Raw genomic sequence first — 23,682 nt, forward strand, 5'->3', positions numbered from 1 at the left:
TCGATGCTGCCGTTCTTCTACAACGTGTGGAAGACCGCCAAGTACGGCAAGAAGATCGAGGTCGACGACCCCTGGGGGTACGGCCGTTCGCTGGAATGGGCGACCTCCTGCCCGCCGCCGCGGCACAACTTCCTCACGCTGCCGCGGATCCGTTCCGAATCCCCGGCGTTCGACCTGCACCATCCTGCGGTACGGGTTCTCGACGAGGGCGCCCACCGTCCCGGCACCACGACCGCGACCCCCAGGGACCAGCAGGCGTGAGCGCGGCGGCCCGGCGGCACGGAGGAAGGAGCAACGAGTGGACCACGACAAGGAGAGCGCCCGCGGGCTGGTGCAGATGGAGGGCTATCTGCTGTGGAGCGCCGAGGTCGAGGAGGCGCGCAGGTCGGCCCTCCGCTTCGCCGACGAGCTGCCCTGGCTCACCACCGCCCAGCGTGAGGACGTGGCCCGCGTCTACACCGCAGACCGTGTCGCCGCATCCCGGGCGATGCTGGCCCGGATTGCCGCCCGCTCCACCGAACTGCGCGGCGAGTACAACGACCGCTACTGCAGGCTCAAGGCGCGCTGCGTCGCGGCCGCCGTCGTCACTGCCGGCGCGGTCAGCGGCACGTGCACGGCGCTCACCCTGCTGACCCGCTGACACCGAGCCGTCGTCCGTTCTGCCGTCCTGTGACGGAGCGTTCCAGGTGGCCCGACCGGCCGGCTGGAGCGCTCGGATCAGGCCGCTCCCCGGGCAGCCGGGCGGGTCGGTGAGGTATCCGGGACGGCGAGGGTCAGGTGCGGCGTGCGGCCCACACCGTGCGCTCGGTGCGCACACTCAGGTCGATGCGACGCAGGATGCTGTGAGGGCTGTTGGTGTCGAGCAGCTGGTCGAAAGCGGTCAGGTCCTCGGCCGTCAGGGCGGATGCGACGCTGCCACGCATGCGGCGCAGACTGCTGAGTGCGTAGCGGCCTGCTGCGTCTGTGTGGGGTGGGCCGATGTTGACGGTGATGGTGTGTTCGCCTTCGACGGTGAAGCCGGCTTTTGTCAGCTTGGGTCCCCAGTCGGCGCCGCGGTGGGGGACCTGCTCGGCGTGGTGGTGATCGAGTGCGGCATGGCAGCGTTCCTCGAGACCGGGAGCGTCTTCCGGTGCGCCTTCGGGCAGGAACCGGGGGAAGCCGGCCAGCTCGACGACGGCGAACAGCCCGCCCGGTGCCAGCAGGTCGTGGACCTGGCGCAGGGTGTGGTCGGGGTCGGCGATGTGGTGCATGGAGGCCGATGCCCAGACCAGCTCCGGCGTGCCGAGTTCGGGCCACGCCGTCGCGTCGAGGTCGGCTTGCACGATGCGCACGCGGTCGGCCGCTCCGGCTGCGGCTGCCTTCTCCTGCAGGCGGTGCAGGTGGGCGGCTGAGACGTCGACGGCCGTCAGCTCTGCCTCGGGAAAGCGCTCGAGCAGAGCGAGGGTGCCGGCTCCGGTCCCGCAGCCCAGATCCACGATGCGGCGGGGGCTGGCCTCGATGGGCAGCCAGGCGGTGATGGACGCGATGTGTTCGGCGAGCACTTCCGCGTCCAGGTCGAGGATCTCCGCCTGGTCGCCTGCGTCGTGCTCGGGCTCGTGCCGGTGAACATGGTGCGCGCCGTGCTGCGCTGTGTGCGGGGAGGGGTGGTTCATGCGCCCACGCTAAGCGGGCCATCCTCGTGTGGCCTGGCGGGTTCCGGAATGCGCAAGGCGATGGCCGGCTGGATTGCGGAACACGCAAACGGTCACGGTGACGGGCGGTTCGCTTTCCCGACGTCCTCGCCGCGCTGGTGGCCGCGGCGGGCGTCGCGGTCGAAGATGCCCAGGATCTCGCACGGTCCGCCCTCGGTGCCGATGGCGTGCGGGAGCATCGTGGGGAACTCCGCTGCCTGGTTGGTCTCGATCCGGATGCGCCGGTTGCCCAGGAGCAGGATCGCGGTGCCGGAGAGGACGACGAGCCATTCGCGGCCCGGGTGGGCGCGCATGCGCGAGGGATTGTCGGGCGGCGGGTTGGTCATGCGCTGGCGTACGACGGTCATGCCGGGTTCTGCCTTGATGGGCCAGCGCATCAGCCCGTGCGTTCCGTCGATCATCGGGTGGGAGACGACGTCGTCCGTGGCGGTCTCGACCAGTTGGTCGAGGGAGGTGTCCAGGGCGCGGGCGAGGGTGACGAGCTGGTCCAGGGCCAGGCGGCGCTGTCCGGTCTCGATGCGGCTGAGTGTGGACTGGCTGACCTGGGCGCGGGCGGCCAGCTCCTCCAGGGACCAGCCCTGGGCCACGCGCAGGGCGCGGATGCGTTTGCGTACCAGGCTGTCCAGCTCACCATCGTCTTGCGTCATAGGCAAAATTGTATGCCCTCGCGGCAAGGCGCGGTTGGTCCTCGCCGCCGCACAGCGCGACATCACCCACGCCTGACCGCCCGCGCACTCACCGGGCCCGCCCGCAGCCCGCTGCACACCGACCGCGTAAGCGAAGGACGGGGCCCACCCCTATCGACTCCCAACTCGCCGGCGTTCTCCAGGGTCCCGCCGACACCGCGCGCGAAGGCGTCGCCAACGCCCTCGACGCCGCGAACCAGGCCGGCCCCCATGCGCAGGCGCTGATCCGTGCCGCCCAGGAGTCGTTCGTCGACGGCTGGCAGCACGCCATGTGGCGCTGAGCAAGCGAGCCACACCCGGCCCGCATGACCCCGCGCTCCACAGACAACTCAATAGACAACTCAATGCCGTCACGCGTCCTCGGGAGGCGAACTGGGACCCGGTTCGTGAGGATGGTGGGTGATGGGCGCGTGTGACCGGGCAGGAGAACGGGTGCCCGCGCAGACCCGAGAAGGGACGGACACCGTGGCACGACCCAGGATTCTCGTCGTCGGCGCCGGATTCGGCGGGGTCGAGTGCGTACGCCGTCTGGAGCGCGCACTCCACCCGGGTGAGGCGGACATCGCGCTCGTCGCCCCGTTCTCGTACCAGCTCTACCTGCCGCTCCTGCCGCAGGTGGCGGCGGGTGTGCTCACCCCGCAGTCGGTCGCGGTGTCGCTGCGGCGCAGTCGGCGGCACCGCACCCGGATCATCCCCGGCGGGGCGATCGGCGTGGACGCGAAGGCGAAGATCTGTGTCATCCGCAAGATCACCGACGAGATCGTCGACGAACCGTACGACTACATCGTCCTGGCCCCCGGCAGTGTCACGCGCACCTTCGACATCCCCGGCCTGCTCGACAACGCCCGCGGGATGAAGACCCTGGCCGAGGCCGCCTACGTACGTGACCATGTGATCGCGCAGCTGGACCTGGCGGACGCCAGCCACGACGAGGAGGAGCGGGCCTCCCGGCTGCAGTTCGTGGTGGTCGGCGGCGGATATGCCGGCACCGAGACCGCGGCCTGTCTGCAGCGGCTCACCACGAGCGCCGTCCGGCACTACCCCCGGCTCGACCCGAAGCTCATCAAGTGGCATCTGATCGACATCGCCCCGAAGCTGATGCCCGAACTGGGGGACAAGCTCGGGGTCAGCGCCCTGGAGGTCCTGCGCGAACGCGGGATCGACGTGTCGCTCGGCGTGTCGGTCGCCGAGGCGGGGCCGGACAAGGTGACGCTCACCGACGGCCGGGTGCTGCCCTGCCGCACGCTGATCTGGACGGCCGGTGTCACCGCGAGTCCGCTGGTCGCCACGTTCGGGGCGGAGACCGTACGCGGGCGCCTGGCGGTGACCCCGGAGATGACCCTGCCGGGCTTCGACGGTGTGTTCGCGCTCGGCGACGCCGCCGCCGTACCTGACCTGGTCAAGGGCCACGGCGCGGTCTGTCCCCCCACAGCGCAGCACGCCATGCTCCAGGGCCGGAGGCTCGCCGACAATCTGATGGCCACACTCCGCCACCAGCCGCTGAAGCCGTACGTCCACAGGGACCTCGGGCTCGTCGTGGACCTGGGCGGCAAGGACGCGGTCTCGAAGCCGCTCGGCTTCGAGATGCACGGGATCGCCGCGCAGGCAGTGGCCCGCGGCTACCACTGGTCGGCGCTGCGGACCAACGTGGCCAAGGCGCGGGTCATGACGAACTGGATGCTCAACGCCATCGCCGGTGACGATTTCGTCCGCACCGGATTCCAGGCCCGGAAGCCGGCCACACTGCGTGCCTTCGAGTACACGGACGCCTACCTCACCCCGGAGCAGGTCCGCCAGCACACCGCCTCGATGACCGCCCGAGGCTGATCCGTAGGCCTCGCCGCTTCCCCCAGGGGGGAGCGTCGAGGGCCCGTCGGTCTCTCACACCTGGCGGATCTGCAGATCCATCGCGCGCAGGTCGACCGCGTCGGCGACGAGGTCGATCGAGGCGATCCGCCCGCCCTCGATCCTGAAGTCGATGGCCACCCGCGGCTTTCCGCCCGGGGCCCAGACGGCGCCGGGAACCCCGTCGACCAGGGCGGGCTGTGCTGTCGAGGCGCGCCCCGAGAACGTGCCGGCGACCGCAGCGGCTCCCACGGCCCCGGCCGCGCCCGACAGGGCCGCCGCAGCGTCGACGCGGAGTACCACGTCGGGGGCGAGCAGGGCCATCAGCGCCTCGAAGTCGCCGCCGCGCGATGCGGCCAGAAACGCGTCGACGATTGCGCACCGACGCACCAGGTCGGTCCCGGAGTGCGGGACCGTGCCCCGAACCCGCCGGCGCGCGCGGCCGGCGAGCTGCCGGGTCGCGGCCGGTGTGAGCTCCACGATGGGGGCGATCTCGTCGAACGGCACGACGAACATGTCGTGCAGCACGAACGCCAGACGTTCCGCCGGCGAGAGCGTGTCCAGCACCACGAGCAGCGCCAGGCCGACCGAATCGATGAGCTCCGCCTGCTCCTCGGACCCGGTGCCGTCGTCGTCGCCCACGGCACGCCCCGGCAGATGTGTCTCCCAGGAGTCCGCACGGTGGGTCTCGCGGTTTCTCAGCATAGTGAGGGAGACCCGGGCGACGACCGTCGTCAGCCATCCGCCGAGGTTCGCCACATCGCCGACGTCGGTACGGGCGAGCCGCAGCCAGGTGTCCTGGACGGCGTCATCGGCCTCGGCGGCCGAACCGAGCATCCGGCAGGCCACCGCCCGCAGCCGGGGCCGGTGCTCCTCGAAGCGGGCCGCCAGCAGTTCCTGCTCGTCCATCGGTCACTTTCCTCCGTCACTCCGTGTCGTACGAGTGACCCATGGGACCAGCTGTTCGTGACACGGTCCGGGCGCCGACACGCCGCCGCTCCGCCCCGTGCGAGAGTCCGGTGACCGCCGGACAGCGGGCACCGGCCTCCTGGACCGTTGACCGGTCGGCTCAGTCGTTGCCCTCGTGGCCCGCGGTCAGGGCCGGGTCGCGCTCCACCACCGGGTCCAGTACGTCATCGATGGCCTTCAGCAGATCCGCGTCGAACGTCACGCCTGCCGCCTTCACGTTCTCCGTGACCTGCTCCGGCCGGGAGGCACCGATGATCGCGGCGGAGACGTTGTGGTTCTGCAGCACCCAGGCGAGGGCCAGCTGAGCAAGGCTCAGACCGGCCTGGTCCGCCAGCGGCCGCAGCTGCTGGACCCGCTCCAGGACGTCGTCGCGGAGCCAGCCGGCGACGAACGCCGCCCCGCCCTTGTCGTCCGTCGCCCGCGAACCGGCCGGCAGCTGCGCCCCCGGCTTGTACTTGCCTGTCAGCACGCCCTGCGCGATCGGCGACCAGACGATCTGGCCGATGCCGAGCTCCTCGGACGCGGGCACCACTTCACCCTCGATGACCCGCCACAGCGCCGAGTACTGAGGCTGGTTGGAGATGAGCGGAACGTTCAGCTCGCGGGCCAGGCCGTGTCCGGCGCGCAGCTGGTCCGCCGTCCACTCCGAGACGCCGATGTAGAGGGCCTTTCCGGAGCGGACCACGTCGGCGAAGGCCTCCATGGTCTCTTCCAGCGGCGTGGTGTGGTCGTAGCGGTGTGCCTGGTACAGGTCCACATAGTCGGTCTGCAGCCGGCGCAGCGAGTTGTCGATCGATTCGAGGATGTGTTTGCGGCCGAGACCACGGTCGTTGTGCCCGGGGCCGGTCGGGAAGTAGACCTTCGTGAACACCTCGATGCTCTCGCGGCGCTGGTCCTTCAACGCCCGGCCGAGGACGGCCTCGGCGCGGGTCTCGGCGTAGACGTCCGCGGTGTCGAAGGTGGTGATTCCGGCGTCCAGGGCGGCCCGGATGCAGGCGGCGGCCGCGTCCTCCTCCACCTGGGAGCCATGCGTGATCCAGTTTCCGTAAGCGATCTCACTGATCGTCAGACCGCTGCGGCCGAGTCGGCGGAATTCCATGTGCCTGCTCTCCCTGTGCTGGTACGTGAACACGTCATGCTATGCCTGCGCCACCGGGTCTGCGGGGAAGGCTCAGGCGTCGGGCACAGTGCCGTGGATCCGGCGGAGGAAGGCCGCGTTGTCGGGGGTCTGCCGGATCTTGTCCAACAGCACTTCCAGCATCGCCTGCGCGTCCCTGGTGTGCAGTGCGCGCCGCAGCCCTCGCACGGCGGCCAGTTCGGCGGCGGGGAGCAGCAGTTCCTCGCGTCGGGTGCCGGACTGCGCAATGTTCACGGCCGGATGGATCCGCTTGTCCGCCAGCGCGCGGTCCAGCCGGAGTTCCATGTTCCCGGTGCTCTTGAGCTCTTCGAAGAAGTAGTCGTCGGCCCGGGACCCGGTATCCGCCAGCGCCGTGGCGAGGATGGTCAGCGAGCCGCCCTCCTCGGTGAGACGTGCGGCGCCGAAGAGCTGCTTGGGGCCGAGCAGGGCGGTGGCGTCGACGCCACCGCTGAGGGTGCGGCCGCCGGTGCTCGCCGCGTTGTTGTGGGCCCGGCACAGCCGGGTGAGCGAGTCGAGCAGGATCACGACGTCCTGGCCCTGTTCGACGAGCCGCTTGGCGCGTTCCACCGCGAGTTCGGCGAGCGCGATGTGTTCCTTCGCGGGCCGGTCGAACGTGGAGGCGAGCACGTCGCCCTGTACGGAACGGCGCATGTCCGTGACCTCCTCGGGGCGTTCGTCGAGCAGCACCACCATGAGACGGCACTCGGGATGGTTGGCTGTGACGGCGGCGGCGATCTGCTGCAGCAGCACTGTCTTGCCGGTCCTGGGCGGGGCGACGATCAGCCCGCGCTGACCCTTGCCGACGGGGGCGACGAGATCGACGATGCGCGTCGCCGGGCTGCCGCCGGGTGTCTCCAGCCGCAGACGTTGCCGGGGGTGGAGCGGGGTGAGATCGGCGAAGTGCGGCCGGCCGCGCAGCGCTTGCGGGGGACGGCCGTTGATCCGTTCGACCGCGGTCAGGGCGCGCGGCCGGTCGCAGAGGCCTTCGATGAGATCGCCCCTCCGCAGGCCGTGCCGGCGGATGAGGGCCGCAGGCACCTGGATGTCGGAGGGGGAGGGGTGGCCGCCGTCGGTGCGCAGGGCGCCGTGCCCTTGGTGCGTCAGGTCGAGGACTCCGGCGGCGTTCGTGGGGAGGTGTTGCTGGTCAAGCGGGTGTTCGAGGGTGGTGGTCATGCGGGGTGGTCCTTTCGCGGACATGGCGAACGAAGGGGCCCGGCGGATGCGAGGGGGCGGTGGGATCACGCCCCGGACGACGGGCGGGAAAGTCCGTGCAGCGGACTGAAGGAAGGTGGTGCGGGAAGCTGCGTCACCGGTCAGGAAAGGACGGGCGGAGCAACGACAGGAAGGAGATACGGCACGGGCGCCCCGAATCGGGGCGTACACACGTGCCAGTCGCACTGTACCACTGCCGGTCGCGGTACGTGCTGGGAATAGAGGAAGGGCGGTGGCTGCCGCGCAGCCACCGCCCTCTCCCTGCTTACCCTGCCCGATCCGCTCAGTCGCCCCGGAAGGCGGCGAGGATCTGTTCGGCGGCGAGCGTCGCCGTCAACTCACCGTCGCGTACGCGCTGTTCGAGCTCCGGAGTGAGCGCACGCACCTGCGGATGGCTGCGCAGACTGTCCAGCAGCTCGTCGTGCACCATCGTCCAGGTCCAGTCGACCTGCTGGTCACGCCGCTTCGCGGCCAGCCGCGCGGTCGAGTCCAGCACCGCGCGGTGCTGCTCCAGCCGTTCCCACAGGGTGTCGAGACCGGTCGACTCACGGGCACTGCATGTCAGCACCGGGGGAGTCCAGGCCGCGTCGGCCGGGTGCATCAGTCGCAGGGCGCCCGCCAGTTCGCGGGCTGCCGCGCGCGCGTCACGCTCGTGCGGACCGTCGGCCTTGTTCACCGCGATCGCGTCCGCCAGCTCCAGGACACCCTTCTTGATGCCCTGCAGCTGATCGCCGGTACGGGCCAGCGTGAGCAGCAGAAACGTGTCGACCATCTGGGCCACGGCCGTCTCCGACTGGCCCACGCCGACTGTCTCCACCAGCACCACGTCGTAACCCGCCGCCTCCATCACCACGATGGACTCCCGGGTCGCCTTGGCCACCCCGCCCAGCGTTCCGGCGGTGGGGGAGGGGCGGACGAACGCCGCAGGATCGACCGCCAGCCGCTCCATCCTGGTCTTGTCGCCCAGGATGGAGCCGCCGGTCCGGCTGGAGGACGGATCGACGGCCAGCACCGCGACCCGGTGCCCGAGCCCGGTGAGCATCGTGCCCAGTGCATCGATGAACGTGGACTTCCCGACCCCCGGCACCCCGCTGATGCCGATGCGCCGCGCGTGGCCGGAGTGCGGCAGCAGCTCGCGCAGCAACTGCTGGGCCAGCGCCCGGTGATCGGGGCGGGTGGACTCGACGAGAGTGATGGCGCGCGCGATGTGCGCCCTCTTCCCGTCGAGCACCCCCTTCACATAGCTGTCGATATCGATCGTCGGAGCCATCGGGTCAGCGGCTCACAGCTCATGGCCGAGCGCGGCACCGAGCCGCGTCACCAGATCGAAAGCGGCATCGGGGATCACCGTGCCCGGCGGGAACACGGCCGCCGCACCCGCCTCGTGCAGTGCCTCGATGTCCTGCGGCGGGATCACCCCGCCGACCACGATCATGATGTCGTCACGGCCCTCGGCGGCCAGCTCCTCACGGAGCGCCGGTACGAGGGTCAGGTGCCCGGCAGCCAGCGAGGAGACGCCCACGATGTGCACATCCGCCTCGACCGCCTGCCGCGCCACCTCGGCCGGCGTCTGGAACAGCGGGCCGACATCGACGTCGAAGCCCAGGTCGGCGAAGGCCGTCGAGATCACTTTCTGGCCGCGGTCGTGGCCGTCCTGGCCCATCTTGGCGACCAGGATGCGCGGACGGCGTCCTTCCGCCTCCTCGAAGCGGCCGACCAGCGTCCGGGTACGGTCCACGGAAGGTGACTCCCCTGCCTCGTTGCGGTACACACCGGAGATCGTACGGATCTGACTCGCATGCCTCCCGTACACCTTCTCCAGGGCGTCCGAGATCTCGCCGACCGTGGCCATCGCCCGCGCCGCGTCGACCGCGAGCGCCAGCAGATTGCCTTCGAGACCCGGGCCGGGACCACGCTCCGCCGATGCCGTCAGCGCCCGTAGCGCGGACTGGCAGGCGGCCTCGTCGCGCTCCGTGCGCAGCCGCCGCAGCTTCTCGATCTGCTGGGTTCGCACCGACGAGTTGTCGACCTTGAGCACATCGATCTGCTCATCCGTCTCCACCCGGTACTTGTTGACCCCGATAACCGGCTGCCGTCCGGAGTCGATCCGCGCCTGGGTACGGGCCGCGGCCTCCTCCACCCGGAGCTTCGGGATGCCCGCGTCGATGGCCTGCGCCATCCCGCCCGCGGCCTCGACCTCCTCGATGTGCTGCCAGGCCCGCCGCGCCAGGTCGTACGTCAGCTTCTCCACGTACGCGCTGCCGCCCCACGGGTCGATGACCCGGCCGGTACCCGACTCCTGCTGGAGCAGCAGCTGGGTGTTCCGGGCGATCCGTGCCGAGAAGTCCGTCGGCAGTGCGAGGGCCTCGTCGAGCGCGTTGGTGTGCAGCGACTGGGTGTGTCCCTGGGTGGCGGCCATCGCCTCCACACAGGTCCGGGTGACGTTGTTGAACACGTCCTGCGCGGTCAGCGACCAGCCAGACGTCTGCGAATGGGTGCGCAGCGACAGGGACTTGGCGTTCTTCGGCTCGAACTCCTTGACCAGCTTCGCCCACAGCAGGCGGGCCGCCCGCATCTTCGCGATCTCCATGAAGAAGTTCATGCCGATCGCCCAGAAGAAGGACAGCCGCGGTGCGAACGCGTCCACGTCGAGACCCGCGTCCCGGCCGGCCCGCAGATACTCCACCCCGTCGGCGAGGGTGTACGCCAGCTCCAGATCGGCCGTCGCACCCGCCTCCTGGATGTGATAGCCGGAGATGGAGATCGAGTTGTAGCGCGGCATCTTCTGCGAGGTGTACGCGAAGATGTCGGAGATGATCCGCATCGAGGGCTTCGGCGGATAGATGTAGGTGTTGCGGACCATGAACTCCTTGAGGATGTCGTTCTGGATGGTCCCGGCCAGCTTCTCGGGCGGTACGCCCTGCTCCTCGGCGGCCACGATGTACAGGGCGAGTACGGGAAGCACCGCGCCGTTCATCGTCATCGACACCGTCATGCGGTCCAGCGGGATTCCGTCGAACAGCTGGCGCATGTCGTAGATCGAATCGATCGCCACACCCGCCATGCCGACATCGCCGGTCACCCGTGGGTGGTCGCTGTCGTAGCCGCGGTGGGTCGGCAGGTCGAAGGCGACGGAGAGGCCCTTCTGTCCGGCCGCGAGGTTGCGGCGGTAGAAGGCGTTGGACTCCTCGGCCGTGGAGAACCCCGCGTACTGCCGGATCGTCCAGGGCTGGTTGACGTACATCGTCGGATAGGGGCCACGCAGATACGGGGCCATGCCCGGATATGTACCGAGGAAGTCGAGCTCCTCCAGGTCACGTCCGGTGTACAGCGGCTTGACCGCGATGCCCTCCGGCGTTTCCCACAGCAGATCGCTGTCGGAGCCACCGGAGGACTCCTTCACGGCTGTGCGCCATTGGTCCTCGGACCCCTCGGCGCCGGTGCCCGGCCCGAGTTCGATGTCGGAGAAGTCGGGGATCCGCATTACGCCACACCCATACGGTCGAGAACGGAGGAGAGCACGGCCACCACGTCGCAGCCCGCGAAGACGTACTCGTCGACTTCGGGATGCTCGGCGGGCCGGCCCGCGAGGAACACCCGCTGCGCACCGGCCGCGCGCAGTGCCGAGGCCACGGTCCCCGCCTGCTCGGCGTAGAGCGCGTCACCGGAACACAGGCACGCCACCGTGGCCCCACTGGCCGCGAAGGCCTCGGCGGCCGTCGACGCGTCCGCCGACACCGGGTCGTGCACGGGCTCGATCCCGCCCGCCTGGAACAGGTTCGAGGCGAACGTGGCCCGTGCGGTGTGTGCCGACGCGGGGCCGAGTGCCGCAAGGAACACCCGGGGCCGCCGGCCGTTCGCCGCCAGATGGGCGTCCGACCGGGCACGCAGCGCCTCGAACGCCTCGTCACGACGGACCGTGGGCAGACCGTCCGACGCGCCACCGGCGCCGGGAGCCGCCTCGCGCTCCACCGGACGCTCCGCAAGGTGCGGGAACTCACTGACGCCGGTGACCGGCTCCTTGCGCCGCGCCAGATCCTTGCTGCGCGCCGCCCAGGTCGCCGCCAGCCGCTCACCGATCAGGCCGGAGCCGAGCGCCGCGGCCTGACCGCCCGCCCGCTCGATCTCCTGGAAGAACGCCCAGGCTGCGTCGGCGAGTTCGGTGGTCAGCCGCTCCACGTACCAGGAGCCGCCCGCCGGGTCGATCACCCGGGCCAGATGCGACTCCTCCATGAGGATCGTCGACGTGTTACGCGCGATGCGGCGGGCGAACGCGTCCGGCAGCCCCAGTGCGTGATCGAACGGCAGCACGGTGACGGAGTCGGCCCCGCCGACTCCCGCACCCAGACACGCCAGCGTCGTCCGCAGCATGTTCACCCACGGATCGCGCCGCGTCATCATCACCGACGACGTCACCGCATGCTGGCGCTGCGCACCGGCGCCCGGGGCCCCGCACACCTCGGCGACCCGCGCCCACAGCCGGCGCGCGGCCCGCAGCTTGGCGATGGTCAGGAACTGGTCGGTGGTGGCCGCGTACCGGAACTCCAACTGGGCGCAGGCCGCCTCGACGCAGAGCCCCGCCCGGGTCAGCGCCCGCAGATAGGCCACGCCGGTCGCCAGCGAACTGCCCAGCTCCTGGGCCGCCGAGCCACCGGCCTCGTGGTACGGCAGCGCGTCCACGGTCAACGCCCGCAGCCCGGGATACTCCTTCGCGCACCGTTCGGCCCAGTGCACGGCGGCCGTCAGCTCCGGTGCGCCGCCGCCGCTGCGCGCCGCCCGGCCCAGCGGGTCCGCGCCGAGAGAGCCGCGCGCCGACCCCGCGGCCACGCCCCGCTCCTCGTACAGCCGCAGCAACTCCGTGGCGGCGGCTTCGAGTTCACTGCCCGCGTCGAGCACGACCGGGGCCAGATCGAGATAGACACCGTCAAGCGCCCGGGCCAGACCGGATACCGGTACGCCCGCCGCACCGCCGACGGTCAGCCACAACGAGGTGACACCGTTCTCCAGATCCGCGAGCACGGCCTCGTTCAGCCGGGCGGGATCCGTCAGGCTGTGACGCTGCCGTACGTCCCAGCCGCCCGCCGCGTTCCCCGCGGCCTTGCTGCCGCGGGTGAAGGGGGTGAAGCCCGGAAAGCCGGCATCGGGCGCGTCATCGCGCGAGGTGTACAGAGGCCGGGTGATGAGCCCGTCCTCCACTGTGGTGGACAGCGCTTCCTCGGCTGCCGAACCCGCAACATCCTTGCCCGACTTGCGCAGCACGCCTTCGACAAGGCTCTGCCACTGCTCATGGGCTCGGTCAGGGAATTCGGCGGCCAACGAAAGCCCGTCAGCAGGCAGGACCGTCATGCCCAGATGCTAGGCGAAGGCTCAGATGAGCAGCAGGGGAATCGCCTGTGACCTTGCCCTCTCCGCATGCACTTGATCCTTTACGGACGGTGGCGTAGTCGGCGGGGGTCAGGGGCTTGGTGGCTCCTCCCGCGAGGTCGGCCTCGCAGCCTTGTGGCCCGAGCGGCCGCTCAGCTCACTATGTCGGGCGAATTGCCACAGTGCGTCACTAAATATCCGAAGTTATGCTGCAGGCAATCCATCCGGCAGGAGAGGACACGCCCGTGACTGTGGGACCTGTGGAGTACCTCGTCGTCGCCTTTCCCGGGAGCCATTTCACCGGGGCCATCGCGCCGGCGCTGGCCGAAGCGGTCGCCTCGAAGGCGGTGCGGATCCTCGATCTGACGTTCGTGTACCGCGCCGAGGACGGCACGCTCGAATCCGTCGAGCTGGAAGACCTCGACCCCGATGACCTGGTGCCGTTCGAGCCGGTCGAGGGGGTGGTCAGCGGCCTGTTGAACAGCGAGGACATCCGGACTCTCGGGGAGAGCGTGCCACCGGGAAGCTCCGCCGCGCTGATCGTGTGGGAGGACCTGTGGGCGGTGCCGCTCACCGCGGCTGTCCGGGCTGCGGGCGGTCACGTGGTGGCGCACGAGCGGATCCCCGCCGAGATCGCGGAGGCGGCCGTGGCCGCCAGCGGACCCACCGGCTGACCCTGTCCGGCCCGCAGTACCCCGTCGCACCGCACGCACCGCACTGGAAGGGGCGCACATCATGCCGATTTTCCGAGGACCGGGCATGAACCGCAGAGGACCGGGACTGCTGGGCACCGTGGCGCGCACGGCCGTCGTTGCCGGAACGGCATCGGCGGTCAGTGGACGGGTCCAGCAGCGCCAGCAGCAGAGGTGGGGAGCTCAGGAGGCGGCCGCACAGGAAGAGGCCGCCGCACAGCAGCAGGCCCTGCAGCAGCAGACACCCCCTGCCCAGGCGGCGCCTCCCGCGCCCCCGGCGGACGACATCATCGACCGGCTGGAACGGCTGTCCGAGCTGAAGAAGCAAGGAATTCTGACCGACGCCGAGTTCGAGGCGCAGAAGGCGAAGATTCTGGCCGACTGATCCGGCCGGGCCGAATCCATTCATCAGCCGTGTCCGCAGCAAGCCGTGCCCGGAATAAGGGGAATCCATCGTGCAAACTGCCAGGCCCGTTCCGGCTGTCACCGTCATCAATCTGCGCGACCTGGGCGGCATCTCGCTGGGCCGCGACCGTTGCGTCCGGTCCGGCGCGGTACTGCGCTCCGGACAGCTCAGCGGACTCGACGCGGCGCGCGACGAGGCGGTGACCGCCCTCGGCATCCGTACGGTCGTCGACCTGCGCACCGCCGACGAGCGCACGGCGGCCCCCGACCGGCTGCCGCCCGGCGCACGGCTGTTCGTCGCCGATGTCCTCGGTGACAACCCGGGCGTGGCGCCCGCCCGGCTGCGCGCACTGCTCACCGATCCGGTGGCCGCGGAGGAGATGCTCGGGGGCGGAAAGGCCGAGGAACTGTTCGCGCAGACCTACCGGAAGTTGGTGCTGTCGCCGGGCGCCTCGGCCGCGTACCGCGCCTTCGTCGAGACGGCCGCGGACGACCGCGCGCGGCCGGTGCTCTTCCACTGCACGGCAGGCAAGGACCGCACCGGGTGGGCCACCGCGCTGCTCCTGCTCATGGTCGGGGCGTCGCGGGACGTCGTACAGGCGGAGTTCCTCGCCGTGAATCCGGTGGTGCGGGTCGCCTTCCGGCCGTATGTGCAGGGCTTCCTCGACGCGGGCGGCGATCCCGAGATCGCGGCCGCGATCATCGAGGTCCGCCCCCGCTACCTCTCGATCGCGCTCGACGCGATGGATGAGCGGTGGGGCGGGCTCGACGGGTATGTGCGTGACGGTCTGCGGATCCCCGAGCCGGTGGTGGAGCGGCTTCGGAGCCAGCTCGTGGTGTCCGCCCAGCCGGAACCGGCCATCGGCAGCCACTGAGCGGCTGAAGCGGTTCATCGGCAGAGGGGCCTTGTGAACATACCCCTTGGGGGTATATTGTGCTCCATTGGAAGTGCCTGACTCCCTGTCGTGGCCTGCAGACTGTTGAGGTGGAGCCGTCGGCGGGGTCGCAGACAGGGACGCCCGGCGGACACGCGCACTGAGGCGGCCGGGCGCGGGCCCGGGTTCCTGGGGGTCCGGCGCGGGGACCACCCTCGGTATCGTGGGAGCACTGGATCAAGGGTTCTCCGAGAGGGGTGCACGTTGACCGAGCGCAAACCCGCTGGTGTCAGCTTCGAATCGTGGGTCGACAAGCAGATCCGTGAATCCGAGCAGCGCGGCGACTTCTCCCAGCTGCCGGGCTTCGGCAAGCCGCTGCCCGGCATTGACCGTCCGTACGACGAAGCCTGGTGGATCAAGGCAAAGATGCAGCGCGAGGGGGTGTCGATGCTCCCGCCGGCACTGGCCCTGCGCAAGGAGGCGGAGGACATCCGTGCGGCCGTGTCCGAAGCCCGCTCGGAGGCCGCGGTGCGCCGGATGCTCACCGCTGTCAACGAGAAGATCGAGGCGGCGATCCGTCGGCCGCCGCCGGGACCGTTGCTGAACCTGCGGCCGTTCGACATCGACGCCACGGTCGAGGAGTGGCGTGCGGAGCGCGGTTCGTCGTAGGCCGGGCAGCGGACAGGGGAGGCCGGGCGCGTGCCCGGCCTTCTGATGCGTAATACTCCCTTTATGACACCGAGTATTACGCGACCGGTTGACGGGACGGGTCGCCGGGACGTGCTGATCCGACGGGCGACCGCGCGCGACGCGAAGCGTCTCACCCGGCTGGTCAGGAACTCCCGCGCCTACGAGGGCCCGTACGCGCCCATGGTCGCCGGATACCGGGTGGGGCCCGACTACATCGAGACCCATCGGGTCTTCGCGGCCGTCGACAGCGGAACCGACCGGCTGCTCGGCTTCTACTCGCTGGTTCTCGAGCCGGCCGAACTGGATCTGATGTTCGTCGCCGACGATGCGCAGGGTCTCGGCATCGGGCGACTGCTGATCGCGCATCTGCGCGGCGAGGCGCGGCTGGCCGGGCTCGCCGGCGTCCGCATCGTCTCGCATCCGCCGGCCGAGGGTTTCTATCGCAGTGTGGGAGCCCTGCGGACCGGTACAGCCGCGGCTCACCCGCCCGCAGTGATGTGGGACCGGCCCGAACTGATGCTTCCGGTCGCCTGACGGACCGCAGCATGGCCCGGCCGGGACCCGGTGGCCCGGATCCCGGCCGAACGCCTGGTACGCCGGGAACCGTTACGAGGCGAAGCCGCCGTACGGGCGCGTGATGATCTCCATGGCATGTCCGGCGGGATCGAGGAAGTAGATACCCCGGCCGCCGTCATGATGGTTGATCTCGCCCGGATGCTTCTGATGCGGATCGGCCCAGTAGGTGATCCCGAGCTCCTTGATGCGGGCGTACGCCGTATCGAACTCCGCCTCCGAGACCAGGAAGGCGTAATGCTGCATGACGATCGATTCGGCGGGAATGGTCGCGAAATCCAGCGTGACCCCATTGGCGGTGGCGACCGCTACGAAGGGCCCCCATTCCGCACCGATTTCCAGACCCAGGATATGCGCCAGGAATTCGGCGGATTCCCGGTTGTTCCGGGCGTGAATGATGGTGTGGTTCAACTCGACTGACACTGTGGAATGCCTCCAACAGGCATCTCACGGGCACCTCCACGCCTCACCCGGCCGGTGACCGACGCGCGATGCCGTATCCAAGATCGTAGGCGCGACCGGCGTGGTCCGTGGAGGGCATTGCCGACGGGGCCTTCGTGCTGCCGTCCCGACATGAGATCTCTACGGTGGGGGAGAAGACGACGCAACGGGCCCCACACCTACCGCGGACGGAGGCTCACGGTGACCCCGAAACCCGGCGAGGACCGCGACGCGGAAGGCTGCCGGGAGCCCGACACCGGCCGCCACGAGACGGCCGAGGAGCGGGCGGACCGGCTGTGGACGGACCTGCTCCAGGAACTGCGCGTCGCCCAGACCGGCGTCCAGATCCTGTTCGGCTTTCTGCTTGCCGTCGTCTTCCAGCCGCGGTTCGTCGATCTGTCGGACACGGACCGCACCATCTATGTGGTCACCGTGATGCTGGGGTCGGTCACGGCCGCCGCGCTGATCGGGCCCGTGTCCATCCACCGGCTGCTCACCGGACACCGGCTCAAGCCGCAGACCGTCGCGTGGGCGTCGCGACTGACTGTGCTCGGCCTCGTCCTGCTGTTCTGCACGATGTGCTCCGCGCTGCTGCTCATCCTGCGCGTGGCCCTGCACAACGCGCTCGCTCTCTGGCTGGTCGGCGCCATGGCGCTGTGGTTTCTCGTCTGCTGGTTCGTGTTCCCGGCCTGGGTGCTGGCCCGCTCGACACCGGAAGACGAGAAGTGACCGCGGATTCGCACGCGGGGTGTGGCGGACGGCCGAACAGATGTCTGCGACGGGCCGGCTCGGATGACTGCGCCCCGTCCGGCTCAGATGCCCTCGGCGGCCGGGTTCCGGATGTCTGTGACGGTGAACAGCCCGCCGTCCGGGTCCAGCAGGGTCGCCTCCGTGCCCTGCCCCTGTGTCCGTTGCTCGACGACCGAGCCCCCGTGCTCCCGCGCCGCCGAGATCGCTGCCGCCACATCGGCCACCGGGAAGTGGACCTGCCAGTGCGGACGGACCAGCGGATCCGGTGCAGCCTCGACCGCACCGGAACTGATCCGCGCCAGCCGCTTGCCGTCGCAGTCCACCACGACCTCGTCCTTCTCGTACGACACCTCACAGCACCCGGGGCATCCGGTCGCCCAGTCGAGGACCTCGCCGTAGAAGATCGCGGCGTCGAAAGCGTCTCTGGTCCGCAGTTGGAGCCAGGCGTTCGAGCGGTCGTCCGGTGCCGGCGGCGATGTCGCCGCCTCGGTGCGCTCCCAGATGCCGAACACCGCGCCGTCGCGGTCCGCCGCCAGGGCGCCGCGTCCCTTGCCGAGCGCCAGTGGCCCCACCGCCACCGTTCCGCTGCGCTCACGGATGCGCGAGGCAGCCACGTCGGCGTTCTGCACGGCGAAGTACGGAGTCCATGCCACGGCGACCCGGAAGGCTGTCGCCATCGCCGCGATACCGGCCACGGGTACGTCGTCGCGGCGTGCGACGGCGAATTCCTGCCCCAGCCTGCCCGGCCGGAACGTCCAGCCGAGAGTGGCGGTGTAGAACTCCTGGGCCGACTTCAGGTCCCGGGTCATGAGATTGACCCAGCAGGGCGCCGACGGTCCGGTCAGCGGGGCCGTGGGGGGCGCTGTCCTGGGTTTGCTTCCCGTCATGGTGCTGCTGCCTTCATCGGTTCTGCGGCACATGCATACCGTGGCCGTCGGGCCCCTACCAGCCTCACTTCGGTCGGTCGGTCGCGCAACACGCGCCTGTGCGGACAGTCCACCTGCTCAGTCGCGCGTCTCGTCGGTGTCGCGCCGGATGGGCTCGTTCCCGTGGTCACCGAGTTCGTAGGGGGAGAGCCCCCGACCGTCGGCCGGGAAGCTGTCGTCGCCGTGGACGTTGCGCTCCTCGACGTGCGTCCGGTGGTCCGGCCGCGGCGGCTGCTCGTCCGGCCGGGGCGGCGGCAGTTCCTGGGCCCGGCGCCGCCGTCCCAGCCAGACAGCGCCGATCAGCACGCCCACGAGGGCCACGCCGACGATCGCCATCACCACGCCGAGCGCACCCCGCCCGTCCGCGAGCGTGACAGCCAGGGCATTGAGGGCTCCGTTCGATACGTCCATGCATGCCGGATACCCCGAGGTGAGGCCGTCACTCGGTTATGACCTTCAATTCATGTTTTAAGTGGATATAAAGAGAAAAGCGTTTCACGGCTCACCGACCGCTTCGTGTCGCCGACACCCAGCTGCGGGGTGAGCCTGGAGAAGGGTCAGCACTGCGAGCGGAAGGAGCCCCCGGTGAACAGAACACAGGCGCAGACGGAGGAGAACCGGGACGGCCGGGAGGTAGCGGTTGCCATCACCGGATGTTCGAAGGACGACGCACGGATGGTCTTCGACGTGCTGCGTGCCGCCTTCACCACCGACCGGGCCTCGGCCGACGTCCCGCGGGACCTGGCGGGGAAGCGGCCCACCGTATGGACCGTGACCGTCGATGTGTCCGAAGCGAGGGTGGTTTCGGGTCCCGTCACGCTCGGCGAACCCGTGACGGTCGATGTGCAGGGTGGCTACTGGGCGGTCGACGAGCTCCGGAAGCACCTGGCGGACGCCTTCACGGTGCGGGTCGTCGGGACGGTCTCCGGGGACCAGGAGGAGGAGGTGCGACTGCGGCTGGAGAGCCGGTGAGGCGCGGCCCCGTGCCCGGAGTCGGCGCAATGCACCGGAAGGCCTCTGAGCATCTGGTACAAAGCAGCCAAAAGCCACGGCTCTGAGAGGTGCGAACGAGTGGATCACGCGAGCCGGCGGGAGGACGGCGCCGGAAGTCCGGAGGCGGCTCCTCACCGTTCGACGCTGACGCTGCACATCAACGGAACCGAACGGACCCTGTCGCTCGACCACCGAACCACCGTTCTGGACGCGCTGCGCGAGCACCTCGGCCTCACCGGCGCGAAAAAGGGCTGCGACCACGGCCAGTGCGGGGCGTGCACCGTCATCGTCGACGGCCGACGCGCCAACAGCTGTCTGCTCCTCGCCGTCGCACATGACGGGGCCGCCATCACCACCGTCGAGGGCCTCGCCGACGGGGAGGGTCTCCATCCCGTGCAGGAAGCCTTCCTGGCTCGGGACGCCCTGCAGTGCGGATACTGCACCCCCGGTCAGATCTGCTCGGCGGTCGGCATGCTCGGCGAAGCGGCCGACGGCTTTCCGTCCCACGCCACCGAAGCCGGTCAACGCGGCTCCGCCCCGGCCCGGCTGACCGCCCCCGAGATCCGCGAGCGGATGAGCGGCAATCTGTGCCGCTGCGGTGCGTACCCCCGTATCGTCGAAGCGATCCTGGACGTGGCGCCGTGAAGCCGTTCGAATATCTGCGCGCCCGCAGTACCGCCGAGGCGGTCCGCGCGAGCGCCGGGCGCCCCGGGGCCGTGTTCCTCGGCGGAGGCACCAATCTGGTCGACCTGATGAAACTGGGTGCGGCCACCCCCGACCTGCTCATCGACATCAGCGGGCTCCCCCTGGACCAGGTGGCGGACACCGCCGACGGCGGCCTGCGCATCGGCGCGACCGTGCGCAACAGCGACCTCGCTGCCCATCACGCCGTGCGCACCCGCTACCCCGCCCTGTCCCAGGCACTGCTCTCCGGGGCCTCCGGGCAGCTCCGGAACACCGCCACGACCGGCGGAAACCTGCTGCAGCGCACCCGCTGCCCGTACTTCCAGGACACCTCGAAGCCATGCAACAAACGGGCCCCGGGCACCGGCTGCCCCGCCCGCGAGGGCGCCCACCGGGAGCTCGCCGTCCTCGGCCACTCCGAGGACTGCGTCGCCACCCATCCCTCGGACATGGCCGTCGCCCTGGCCGCCCTGGACGCCACGGTCCAGCTGTACGGACCGGACGGCGAACGCTCCGTACCCGTCACCGACTTCCACCGGCTGCCGGGGGACGCACCCGAGCGCGACACCGTGATCCGGCCGGGCGAGCTGATCACCGAGGTGCTGCTGCCGCCGGGTCCCGACGGCGCCGTCTCCCTCTACCGCAAGGCCCGCGACCGTGCCTCGTACGCCTTCGCCCTCACCTCCGTCGCCGCGGTCGTCACCGTCCGCGACGGCCGGATCGAGCACGCCGCGCTGGCCTTCGGCGGGCTCGCCCACCGCCCCTGGCGCGCCCGTGCCGCGGAAGAGATCCTGCGGGGCGCCCCCGCCACCGACGACACCCTCACCCGGGCCGTGGACGCCGAACTCGCGGCCGCCCGGCCGCTGCGCGACAACGCGTTCAAGGTGGCGCTCGCCCGCAGCCTGGCCGTCGACGCACTGGCCGCACTCACAGCCCCCGCCTGAGATGAGGACTCCCGCCATGAGCCAGGCCCCCCAGCCGCTGGGCAGCCCCGTGGTCCGCCGCGAGGGCCGGGACAAGGTCACCGGCGCCGCCCGCTACGCCGCCGAACACACCCCGCCGGGCTGTCTGTACGCCTGGCCCGTACCCGCCACCGTCGTGCGCGGCCGGATCACGGCGATCCATGCCGACGAGGCTCTCACCCTGCCCGGCGTGCACACCGTCCTCACCCATGAGAACGCCCCGAAGCTGAAGCGGCCCGACGACCCGGTCCTCGCCGTACTCCAGGACGACCGGGTCCCGCACCGGGGATGGCAGGTGGCGCTCGTGGTGGCCGATACCCTCGAATCGGCGCGGGCAGGAGCCGAGGCTGTCCGGATCGAGTACGAGAGCGCCGGGCACGATGTCCGGCTCACCGAGGACCACCCGGGCCTGTACACACCGCAGACGGTGAACGGCGGATACCCCGCCGTCCGCGAACGCGGCGACTTCGACCGTGCCTTCGCCGTATCCCCCGTCCAGGTAGACGTCACGTACGCACTCGGGCCCCTGCACAACCACCCCATGGAACCGCACGCCTCCACCGCGCACTGGACGGACGACGGGCAGCTGACCGTGTACGACTCCAGCCAGGGCACCGGCACGGTCCGCGACAGCCTGGCCACTGCGTTCGGACTCCGGCCCGATCAGGTCACGGTCGTCTCCGAACACGTCGGCGGCGGCTTCGGCTCCAAGGGCACCGCGCGCCCGCAGGCCGTCCTCGCCGCCATGGCCGCGCGCCACACCGGACGCCCCGTCAAACTCGCCCTGCCGCGGCGCGAGTTGCCCGTCGTCGTGGGTCACCGGGCCCCCACCGTGCAACGCGTCAGACTCGGCTCGGAGTTCGACGGCACCCTCACTTCGCTCGCCCACGAGATCATCACCCACACCTCCACGGTCAAGGAGTTCGTGGAACAGGCGGCCGTGCCGGCCCGCACGATGTACTCGTCCGGGCACAGCCGCACCGTCCACCGGGTGGCCGCGCTGGACGTGCCCAGCCCCTCATGGATGCGCGCACCCGGCGAGGCCCCCGGCATGTACGCGCTGGAGTCGGCGATGGACGAGCTCGCCGTGGCCCTCGGCATCGACCCCGTCGAACTGCGCCTGCGCAACGACCCCGCGTACGAACCCGACACCGGTCGGCCCTTCAGCAGCCGCGGCCTCGCCGCCTGCCTGGAGGAGGGCGCCGCTCGGTTCGGCTGGTACGACCGCGATCCGCGCCCCGCAGTCCGCAACGAAGGCCCACTGCTGCTCGGTACGGGCGTCGCCTCCGCCACGTACCCCGTGTACATCGCCGGTTCCAGCGCCTCGGCGCACGCCGCCGCCGACGGCACCTACCGCATCAGGATCAACGCCACCGACATCGGCACCGGCGCCCGCACCGTCCTCGCGCAGATCGCCGCGTCCGTGCTGGACACCCCCGTGGCCGACATCCGGATCGACATCGGCAGCAGCGCGTTGCCCGAAGCGCCCCTGGCCGGCGGTTCCGCGGGCACGGCCTCCTGGGGCTGGTCCGTGCACAAGGCGTCCACCGCCCTGGCACGACACCTGCGGGAGCGCACCGGACCCCTTCCCGACGAGGGCGTCACGGTCACCGCCGACACCGCGGAGGACGCGGCGGTGGAATCCCCTTACGCACGGCACGCGTTCGGTGCGCACTTCGCCGAAGTCGCCGTCGACACCCGCACCGGTGAGGTCCGGGTGCGCCGCATGCTCGGCGTCTTCGCCGCCGGACGCATCCTCAACTCCCGTACCGCACGCTCCCAGTTCATCGGCGGTATGATCATGGGGCTCGGCATGGCACTGACCGAGGGCAGCACGCTCGACCCCGTTTTCGGAGACTTCACCCAGAACGATCTCGCCTCCTACCATGTGCCCGTCTGCGCCGACGTCCCGCAGATCGAGGCGCACTGGATCGACGAGGACGACCCGCATCTCAACCCGATGGGCAGCAAGGGCATCGGCGAGATCGGCATCGTGGGCGCCGCGGCCGCTCTCGGCAACGCGGTGCGGCACGCGACCGGCGCCCGGCTGCGCAGCCTCCCGCTCACACCGGACAAGCTGCTGCCGTATCTTCCCTGACGGCCGGTGCGGCGCGGGCGCGCTGACCGGCGCAATCACGGCCCCGTTCGCCGTCGTGTTGCGCAACCGGTCCCACCGGGTCACCCTAAGGAGTGACCTAATAGTGACATCTGCTCACTCTTCGTACGCGGGGGGTCGTTGGTTCAACGGGGCGAAGCAGATGGGCCTGGATGTGAGGAGCCTCGACGATGACCGTTCCACTCGACCGGCACTATCTGGTCGAACTCCAGGTGTCGGAGGAGCGCGTTTCGCAGTTGCGACGCATAGTCGCCGCGCATCTGCGCCACTGGAGTCTCGAACTTCACATCCGGCCGGTGTGCCGGGGTGTGGAGGAGCTGCTGACCAATGTCCACCGGCACGTCGGTGGCGACAACAAGTGCGTCGTCGAACTCCGCTGGTCCGGACGGCACCTCACGGTCTCCGTCGCCGACAACAGCTCCGAAATGCCGCGACTGCTCAGCAGTGGCGGCGGTGGTCTCAGCCGTGTCATGGCCCTCAGCCACAGCTGGGGCACCTGCCGGACCCTCGAAGGCAAAGTCGTCTGGTTCACCCGCTACGCCGAGGCGCCGCGGAACACCGACCTGCTGCCGCGCGCGCCCCTGCCCGGAGTGGGCGAGTTCCTGCTGCCGCCGGCCTCCGAGCCCGTCCTCGTCTGACGCGGCCCCCGTTGCCGGCCCGACAACAGCTC

24 protein-coding genes and 2 pseudogenes are annotated in these 23,682 nt (G+C 70.4%); 15 read left to right on the top strand and 11 right to left on the bottom strand.

Features of this window, described 5'->3' with window-relative positions; genetic code table 11:
* Both ABZV38_RS29980 and ABZV38_RS29985 read left to right on the top strand, forming a co-directional pair.
* Positions 1-261 (top strand): annotated as a pseudogene (locus ABZV38_RS29980) (cytochrome ubiquinol oxidase subunit I); the annotation flags it as partial.
* A 37-nt stretch (positions 262-298) separates the two neighbouring features.
* A complete protein-coding gene (locus tag ABZV38_RS29985) occupies positions 299-640 on the top strand; it encodes a hypothetical protein (protein WP_356331574.1) in 342 nt (113 codons plus the stop codon).
* Between the two features lie 133 nt (positions 641-773).
* On the opposite strand, the gene ABZV38_RS29990 is transcribed toward ABZV38_RS29985, so the two are convergent.
* Both ABZV38_RS29990 and ABZV38_RS29995 read right to left on the bottom strand, forming a co-directional pair.
* Complete coding sequence (locus ABZV38_RS29990) at positions 774-1,652, bottom strand: L-histidine N(alpha)-methyltransferase (RefSeq protein ID WP_356331575.1); 879 nt, start codon at positions 1,650-1,652, stop codon at positions 774-776.
* Positions 1,653-1,744: 92 nt separating this feature from the next.
* Positions 1,745-2,338: an XRE family transcriptional regulator gene (locus tag ABZV38_RS29995; protein WP_356331576.1), complete on the bottom strand. Its 594-nt coding sequence runs from the start codon at positions 2,336-2,338 to the stop codon at positions 1,745-1,747.
* 152 nt (positions 2,339-2,490) lie between these two features.
* Between ABZV38_RS29995 and ABZV38_RS30000 the strand changes: the two are divergent.
* A pseudogene (locus ABZV38_RS30000) lies at positions 2,491-2,658 on the top strand (MFS transporter); the annotation flags it as partial.
* Between the two features lie 184 nt (positions 2,659-2,842).
* On the top strand, positions 2,843-4,204 hold the full coding sequence (locus tag ABZV38_RS30005) for an FAD-dependent oxidoreductase (protein WP_356331577.1): 1,362 nt from the start codon (positions 2,843-2,845) through the stop codon (positions 4,202-4,204).
* Between the two features lie 54 nt (positions 4,205-4,258).
* Here the strand turns inward: ABZV38_RS30005 and ABZV38_RS30010 are convergent, their stop codons facing one another.
* The 6 genes from ABZV38_RS30010 to mutA form a co-directional block, all read right to left on the bottom strand.
* Positions 4,259-5,131, bottom strand: a complete 873-nt coding sequence (locus ABZV38_RS30010; protein ID WP_356331578.1) for a sigma-70 family RNA polymerase sigma factor — start codon at positions 5,129-5,131, stop codon at positions 4,259-4,261.
* A 160-nt stretch (positions 5,132-5,291) separates the two neighbouring features.
* The gene (locus tag ABZV38_RS30015; protein ID WP_356331579.1) at positions 5,292-6,290 is read right to left on the bottom strand and encodes an aldo/keto reductase family protein; all 999 of its coding nucleotides are present in this window, start codon (positions 6,288-6,290) and stop codon (positions 5,292-5,294) included.
* Positions 6,291-6,362: 72 nt separating this feature from the next.
* On the bottom strand, positions 6,363-7,502 hold the full coding sequence (gene rho / locus ABZV38_RS30020) for a transcription termination factor Rho (protein ID WP_356331580.1): 1,140 nt from the start codon (positions 7,500-7,502) through the stop codon (positions 6,363-6,365).
* A 322-nt stretch (positions 7,503-7,824) separates the two neighbouring features.
* Positions 7,825-8,811 (bottom strand): methylmalonyl Co-A mutase-associated GTPase MeaB, encoded by a 987-nt coding sequence (gene meaB / locus ABZV38_RS30025; RefSeq protein WP_356331581.1) that lies wholly within the window; start codon positions 8,809-8,811, stop codon positions 7,825-7,827.
* A gap of 12 nt (positions 8,812-8,823) precedes the next feature.
* Positions 8,824-11,025, bottom strand: coding sequence for a methylmalonyl-CoA mutase (scpA, locus tag ABZV38_RS30030; protein WP_356331583.1), 2,202 nt, complete (start codon positions 11,023-11,025; stop codon positions 8,824-8,826).
* Complete coding sequence (gene mutA, locus ABZV38_RS30035; protein ID WP_356331584.1) at positions 11,025-12,887, bottom strand: methylmalonyl-CoA mutase small subunit; 1,863 nt, start codon at positions 12,885-12,887, stop codon at positions 11,025-11,027. The genes scpA and mutA overlap by 1 nt, the downstream gene beginning before the upstream one ends.
* 263 nt (positions 12,888-13,150) lie before the next feature.
* Between mutA and ABZV38_RS30040 the strand changes: the two genes are divergently transcribed.
* From ABZV38_RS30040 to ABZV38_RS30060, 5 genes are all read left to right on the top strand, one after another.
* A complete protein-coding gene (locus tag ABZV38_RS30040; protein WP_356331585.1) occupies positions 13,151-13,579 on the top strand; it encodes a DUF6325 family protein in 429 nt (142 codons plus the stop codon).
* An 85-nt stretch (positions 13,580-13,664) separates the two neighbouring features.
* A complete protein-coding gene (locus tag ABZV38_RS30045; protein WP_356331586.1) occupies positions 13,665-13,982 on the top strand; it encodes an SHOCT domain-containing protein in 318 nt (105 codons plus the stop codon).
* 70 nt (positions 13,983-14,052) lie between these two features.
* Entirely contained in the window at positions 14,053-14,877 is an 825-nt protein-coding gene (locus ABZV38_RS30050) for a tyrosine-protein phosphatase (RefSeq protein ID WP_356331587.1), read from the top strand.
* 264 nt (positions 14,878-15,141) lie between these two features.
* A complete protein-coding gene (locus ABZV38_RS30055) occupies positions 15,142-15,546 on the top strand; it encodes a DUF1992 domain-containing protein (protein ID WP_356331588.1) in 405 nt (134 codons plus the stop codon).
* 63 nt (positions 15,547-15,609) lie between these two features.
* Complete coding sequence (locus ABZV38_RS30060) at positions 15,610-16,101, top strand: GNAT family N-acetyltransferase (protein WP_356331589.1); 492 nt, start codon at positions 15,610-15,612, stop codon at positions 16,099-16,101.
* 72 nt (positions 16,102-16,173) lie between these two features.
* Here the strand turns inward: ABZV38_RS30060 and ABZV38_RS30065 are convergent, their stop codons facing one another.
* The gene (locus ABZV38_RS30065) at positions 16,174-16,563 is read right to left on the bottom strand and encodes a VOC family protein (protein ID WP_356331590.1); all 390 of its coding nucleotides are present in this window, start codon (positions 16,561-16,563) and stop codon (positions 16,174-16,176) included.
* Positions 16,564-16,782: 219 nt separating this feature from the next.
* Here ABZV38_RS30065 and ABZV38_RS30070 point away from each other — a divergent pair, with 219 nt between their 5' ends.
* On the top strand, positions 16,783-17,310 hold the full coding sequence (locus ABZV38_RS30070; protein ID WP_356331591.1) for a DUF6328 family protein: 528 nt from the start codon (positions 16,783-16,785) through the stop codon (positions 17,308-17,310).
* 83 nt (positions 17,311-17,393) lie between these two features.
* Here the strand turns inward: ABZV38_RS30070 and ABZV38_RS30075 are convergent, their stop codons facing one another.
* Positions 17,394-18,218: a VOC family protein gene (locus tag ABZV38_RS30075; protein WP_356331592.1), complete on the bottom strand. Its 825-nt coding sequence runs from the start codon at positions 18,216-18,218 to the stop codon at positions 17,394-17,396.
* 117 nt (positions 18,219-18,335) lie between these two features.
* A complete protein-coding gene (locus ABZV38_RS30080; protein WP_356331593.1) occupies positions 18,336-18,668 on the bottom strand; it encodes a DUF6479 family protein in 333 nt (110 codons plus the stop codon).
* A gap of 174 nt (positions 18,669-18,842) precedes the next feature.
* On the opposite strand from ABZV38_RS30080, the gene ABZV38_RS30085 reads away from it, so the two are divergent.
* The 5 genes from ABZV38_RS30085 to ABZV38_RS30105 all read left to right on the top strand — a co-directional run bounded on the left by ABZV38_RS30085 (position 18,843) and on the right by ABZV38_RS30105 (position 23,650).
* Entirely contained in the window at positions 18,843-19,229 is a 387-nt protein-coding gene (locus ABZV38_RS30085) for a hypothetical protein (protein ID WP_356331594.1), read from the top strand.
* A gap of 99 nt (positions 19,230-19,328) precedes the next feature.
* Positions 19,329-19,895 (top strand): 2Fe-2S iron-sulfur cluster-binding protein, encoded by a 567-nt coding sequence (locus ABZV38_RS30090; RefSeq protein WP_356331595.1) that lies wholly within the window; start codon positions 19,329-19,331, stop codon positions 19,893-19,895.
* Complete coding sequence (locus ABZV38_RS30095) at positions 19,892-20,878, top strand: xanthine dehydrogenase family protein subunit M (protein WP_356331596.1); 987 nt, start codon at positions 19,892-19,894, stop codon at positions 20,876-20,878. Before ABZV38_RS30090 ends, ABZV38_RS30095 begins: the two co-directional genes overlap by 4 nt.
* A 16-nt stretch (positions 20,879-20,894) precedes the next feature.
* A complete protein-coding gene (locus tag ABZV38_RS30100; protein ID WP_356331597.1) occupies positions 20,895-22,994 on the top strand; it encodes a xanthine dehydrogenase family protein molybdopterin-binding subunit in 2,100 nt (699 codons plus the stop codon).
* Between the two features lie 188 nt (positions 22,995-23,182).
* Complete coding sequence (locus ABZV38_RS30105) at positions 23,183-23,650, top strand: ATP-binding protein (RefSeq protein ID WP_356331599.1); 468 nt, start codon at positions 23,183-23,185, stop codon at positions 23,648-23,650.
* Positions 23,651-23,682 lie beyond the last annotated feature (32 nt).

The sequence above is a fragment of the Streptomyces sp. NPDC005181 genome (genome assembly GCF_040608395.1).
In the GTDB taxonomy this organism is placed as follows: Bacteria; Actinomycetota; Actinomycetes; order Streptomycetales; family Streptomycetaceae; genus Streptomyces.

Bases quoted from the DNA above. Each gene is read 5' to 3' on its own strand.
- ABZV38_RS30080 (WP_356331593.1), bottom strand. From the start codon at position 18,668: ATGGACGTATCGAACGGAGCCCTCAATGCCCTGGCTGTCACGCTCGCG.
- ABZV38_RS30045 (WP_356331586.1), top strand. From the start codon at position 13,665: ATGAACCGCAGAGGACCGGGACTGCTGGGCACCGTGGCGCGCACGGCC.
- ABZV38_RS30015 (WP_356331579.1), bottom strand. From the start codon at position 6,290: ATGGAATTCCGCCGACTCGGCCGCAGCGGTCTGACGATCAGTGAGATC.
- scpA (WP_356331583.1), bottom strand. From the start codon at position 11,025: ATGCGGATCCCCGACTTCTCCGACATCGAACTCGGGCCGGGCACCGGC.
- ABZV38_RS30100 (WP_356331597.1), top strand. From the start codon at position 20,895: ATGAGCCAGGCCCCCCAGCCGCTGGGCAGCCCCGTGGTCCGCCGCGAG.
- ABZV38_RS30075 (WP_356331592.1), bottom strand. From the start codon at position 18,218: ATGACGGGAAGCAAACCCAGGACAGCGCCCCCCACGGCCCCGCTGACC.
- ABZV38_RS30010 (WP_356331578.1), bottom strand. From the start codon at position 5,131: ATGGACGAGCAGGAACTGCTGGCGGCCCGCTTCGAGGAGCACCGGCCC.
- rho (WP_356331580.1), bottom strand. From the start codon at position 7,502: ATGACCACCACCCTCGAACACCCGCTTGACCAGCAACACCTCCCCACG.
- ABZV38_RS29990 (WP_356331575.1), bottom strand. From the start codon at position 1,652: ATGAACCACCCCTCCCCGCACACAGCGCAGCACGGCGCGCACCATGTT.
- ABZV38_RS30060 (WP_356331589.1), top strand. From the start codon at position 15,610: ATGACACCGAGTATTACGCGACCGGTTGACGGGACGGGTCGCCGGGAC.
- ABZV38_RS30105 (WP_356331599.1), top strand. From the start codon at position 23,183: ATGACCGTTCCACTCGACCGGCACTATCTGGTCGAACTCCAGGTGTCG.
- meaB (WP_356331581.1), bottom strand. From the start codon at position 8,811: ATGGCTCCGACGATCGATATCGACAGCTATGTGAAGGGGGTGCTCGAC.
- mutA (WP_356331584.1), bottom strand. From the start codon at position 12,887: ATGACGGTCCTGCCTGCTGACGGGCTTTCGTTGGCCGCCGAATTCCCT.
- ABZV38_RS29995 (WP_356331576.1), bottom strand. From the start codon at position 2,338: ATGACGCAAGACGATGGTGAGCTGGACAGCCTGGTACGCAAACGCATC.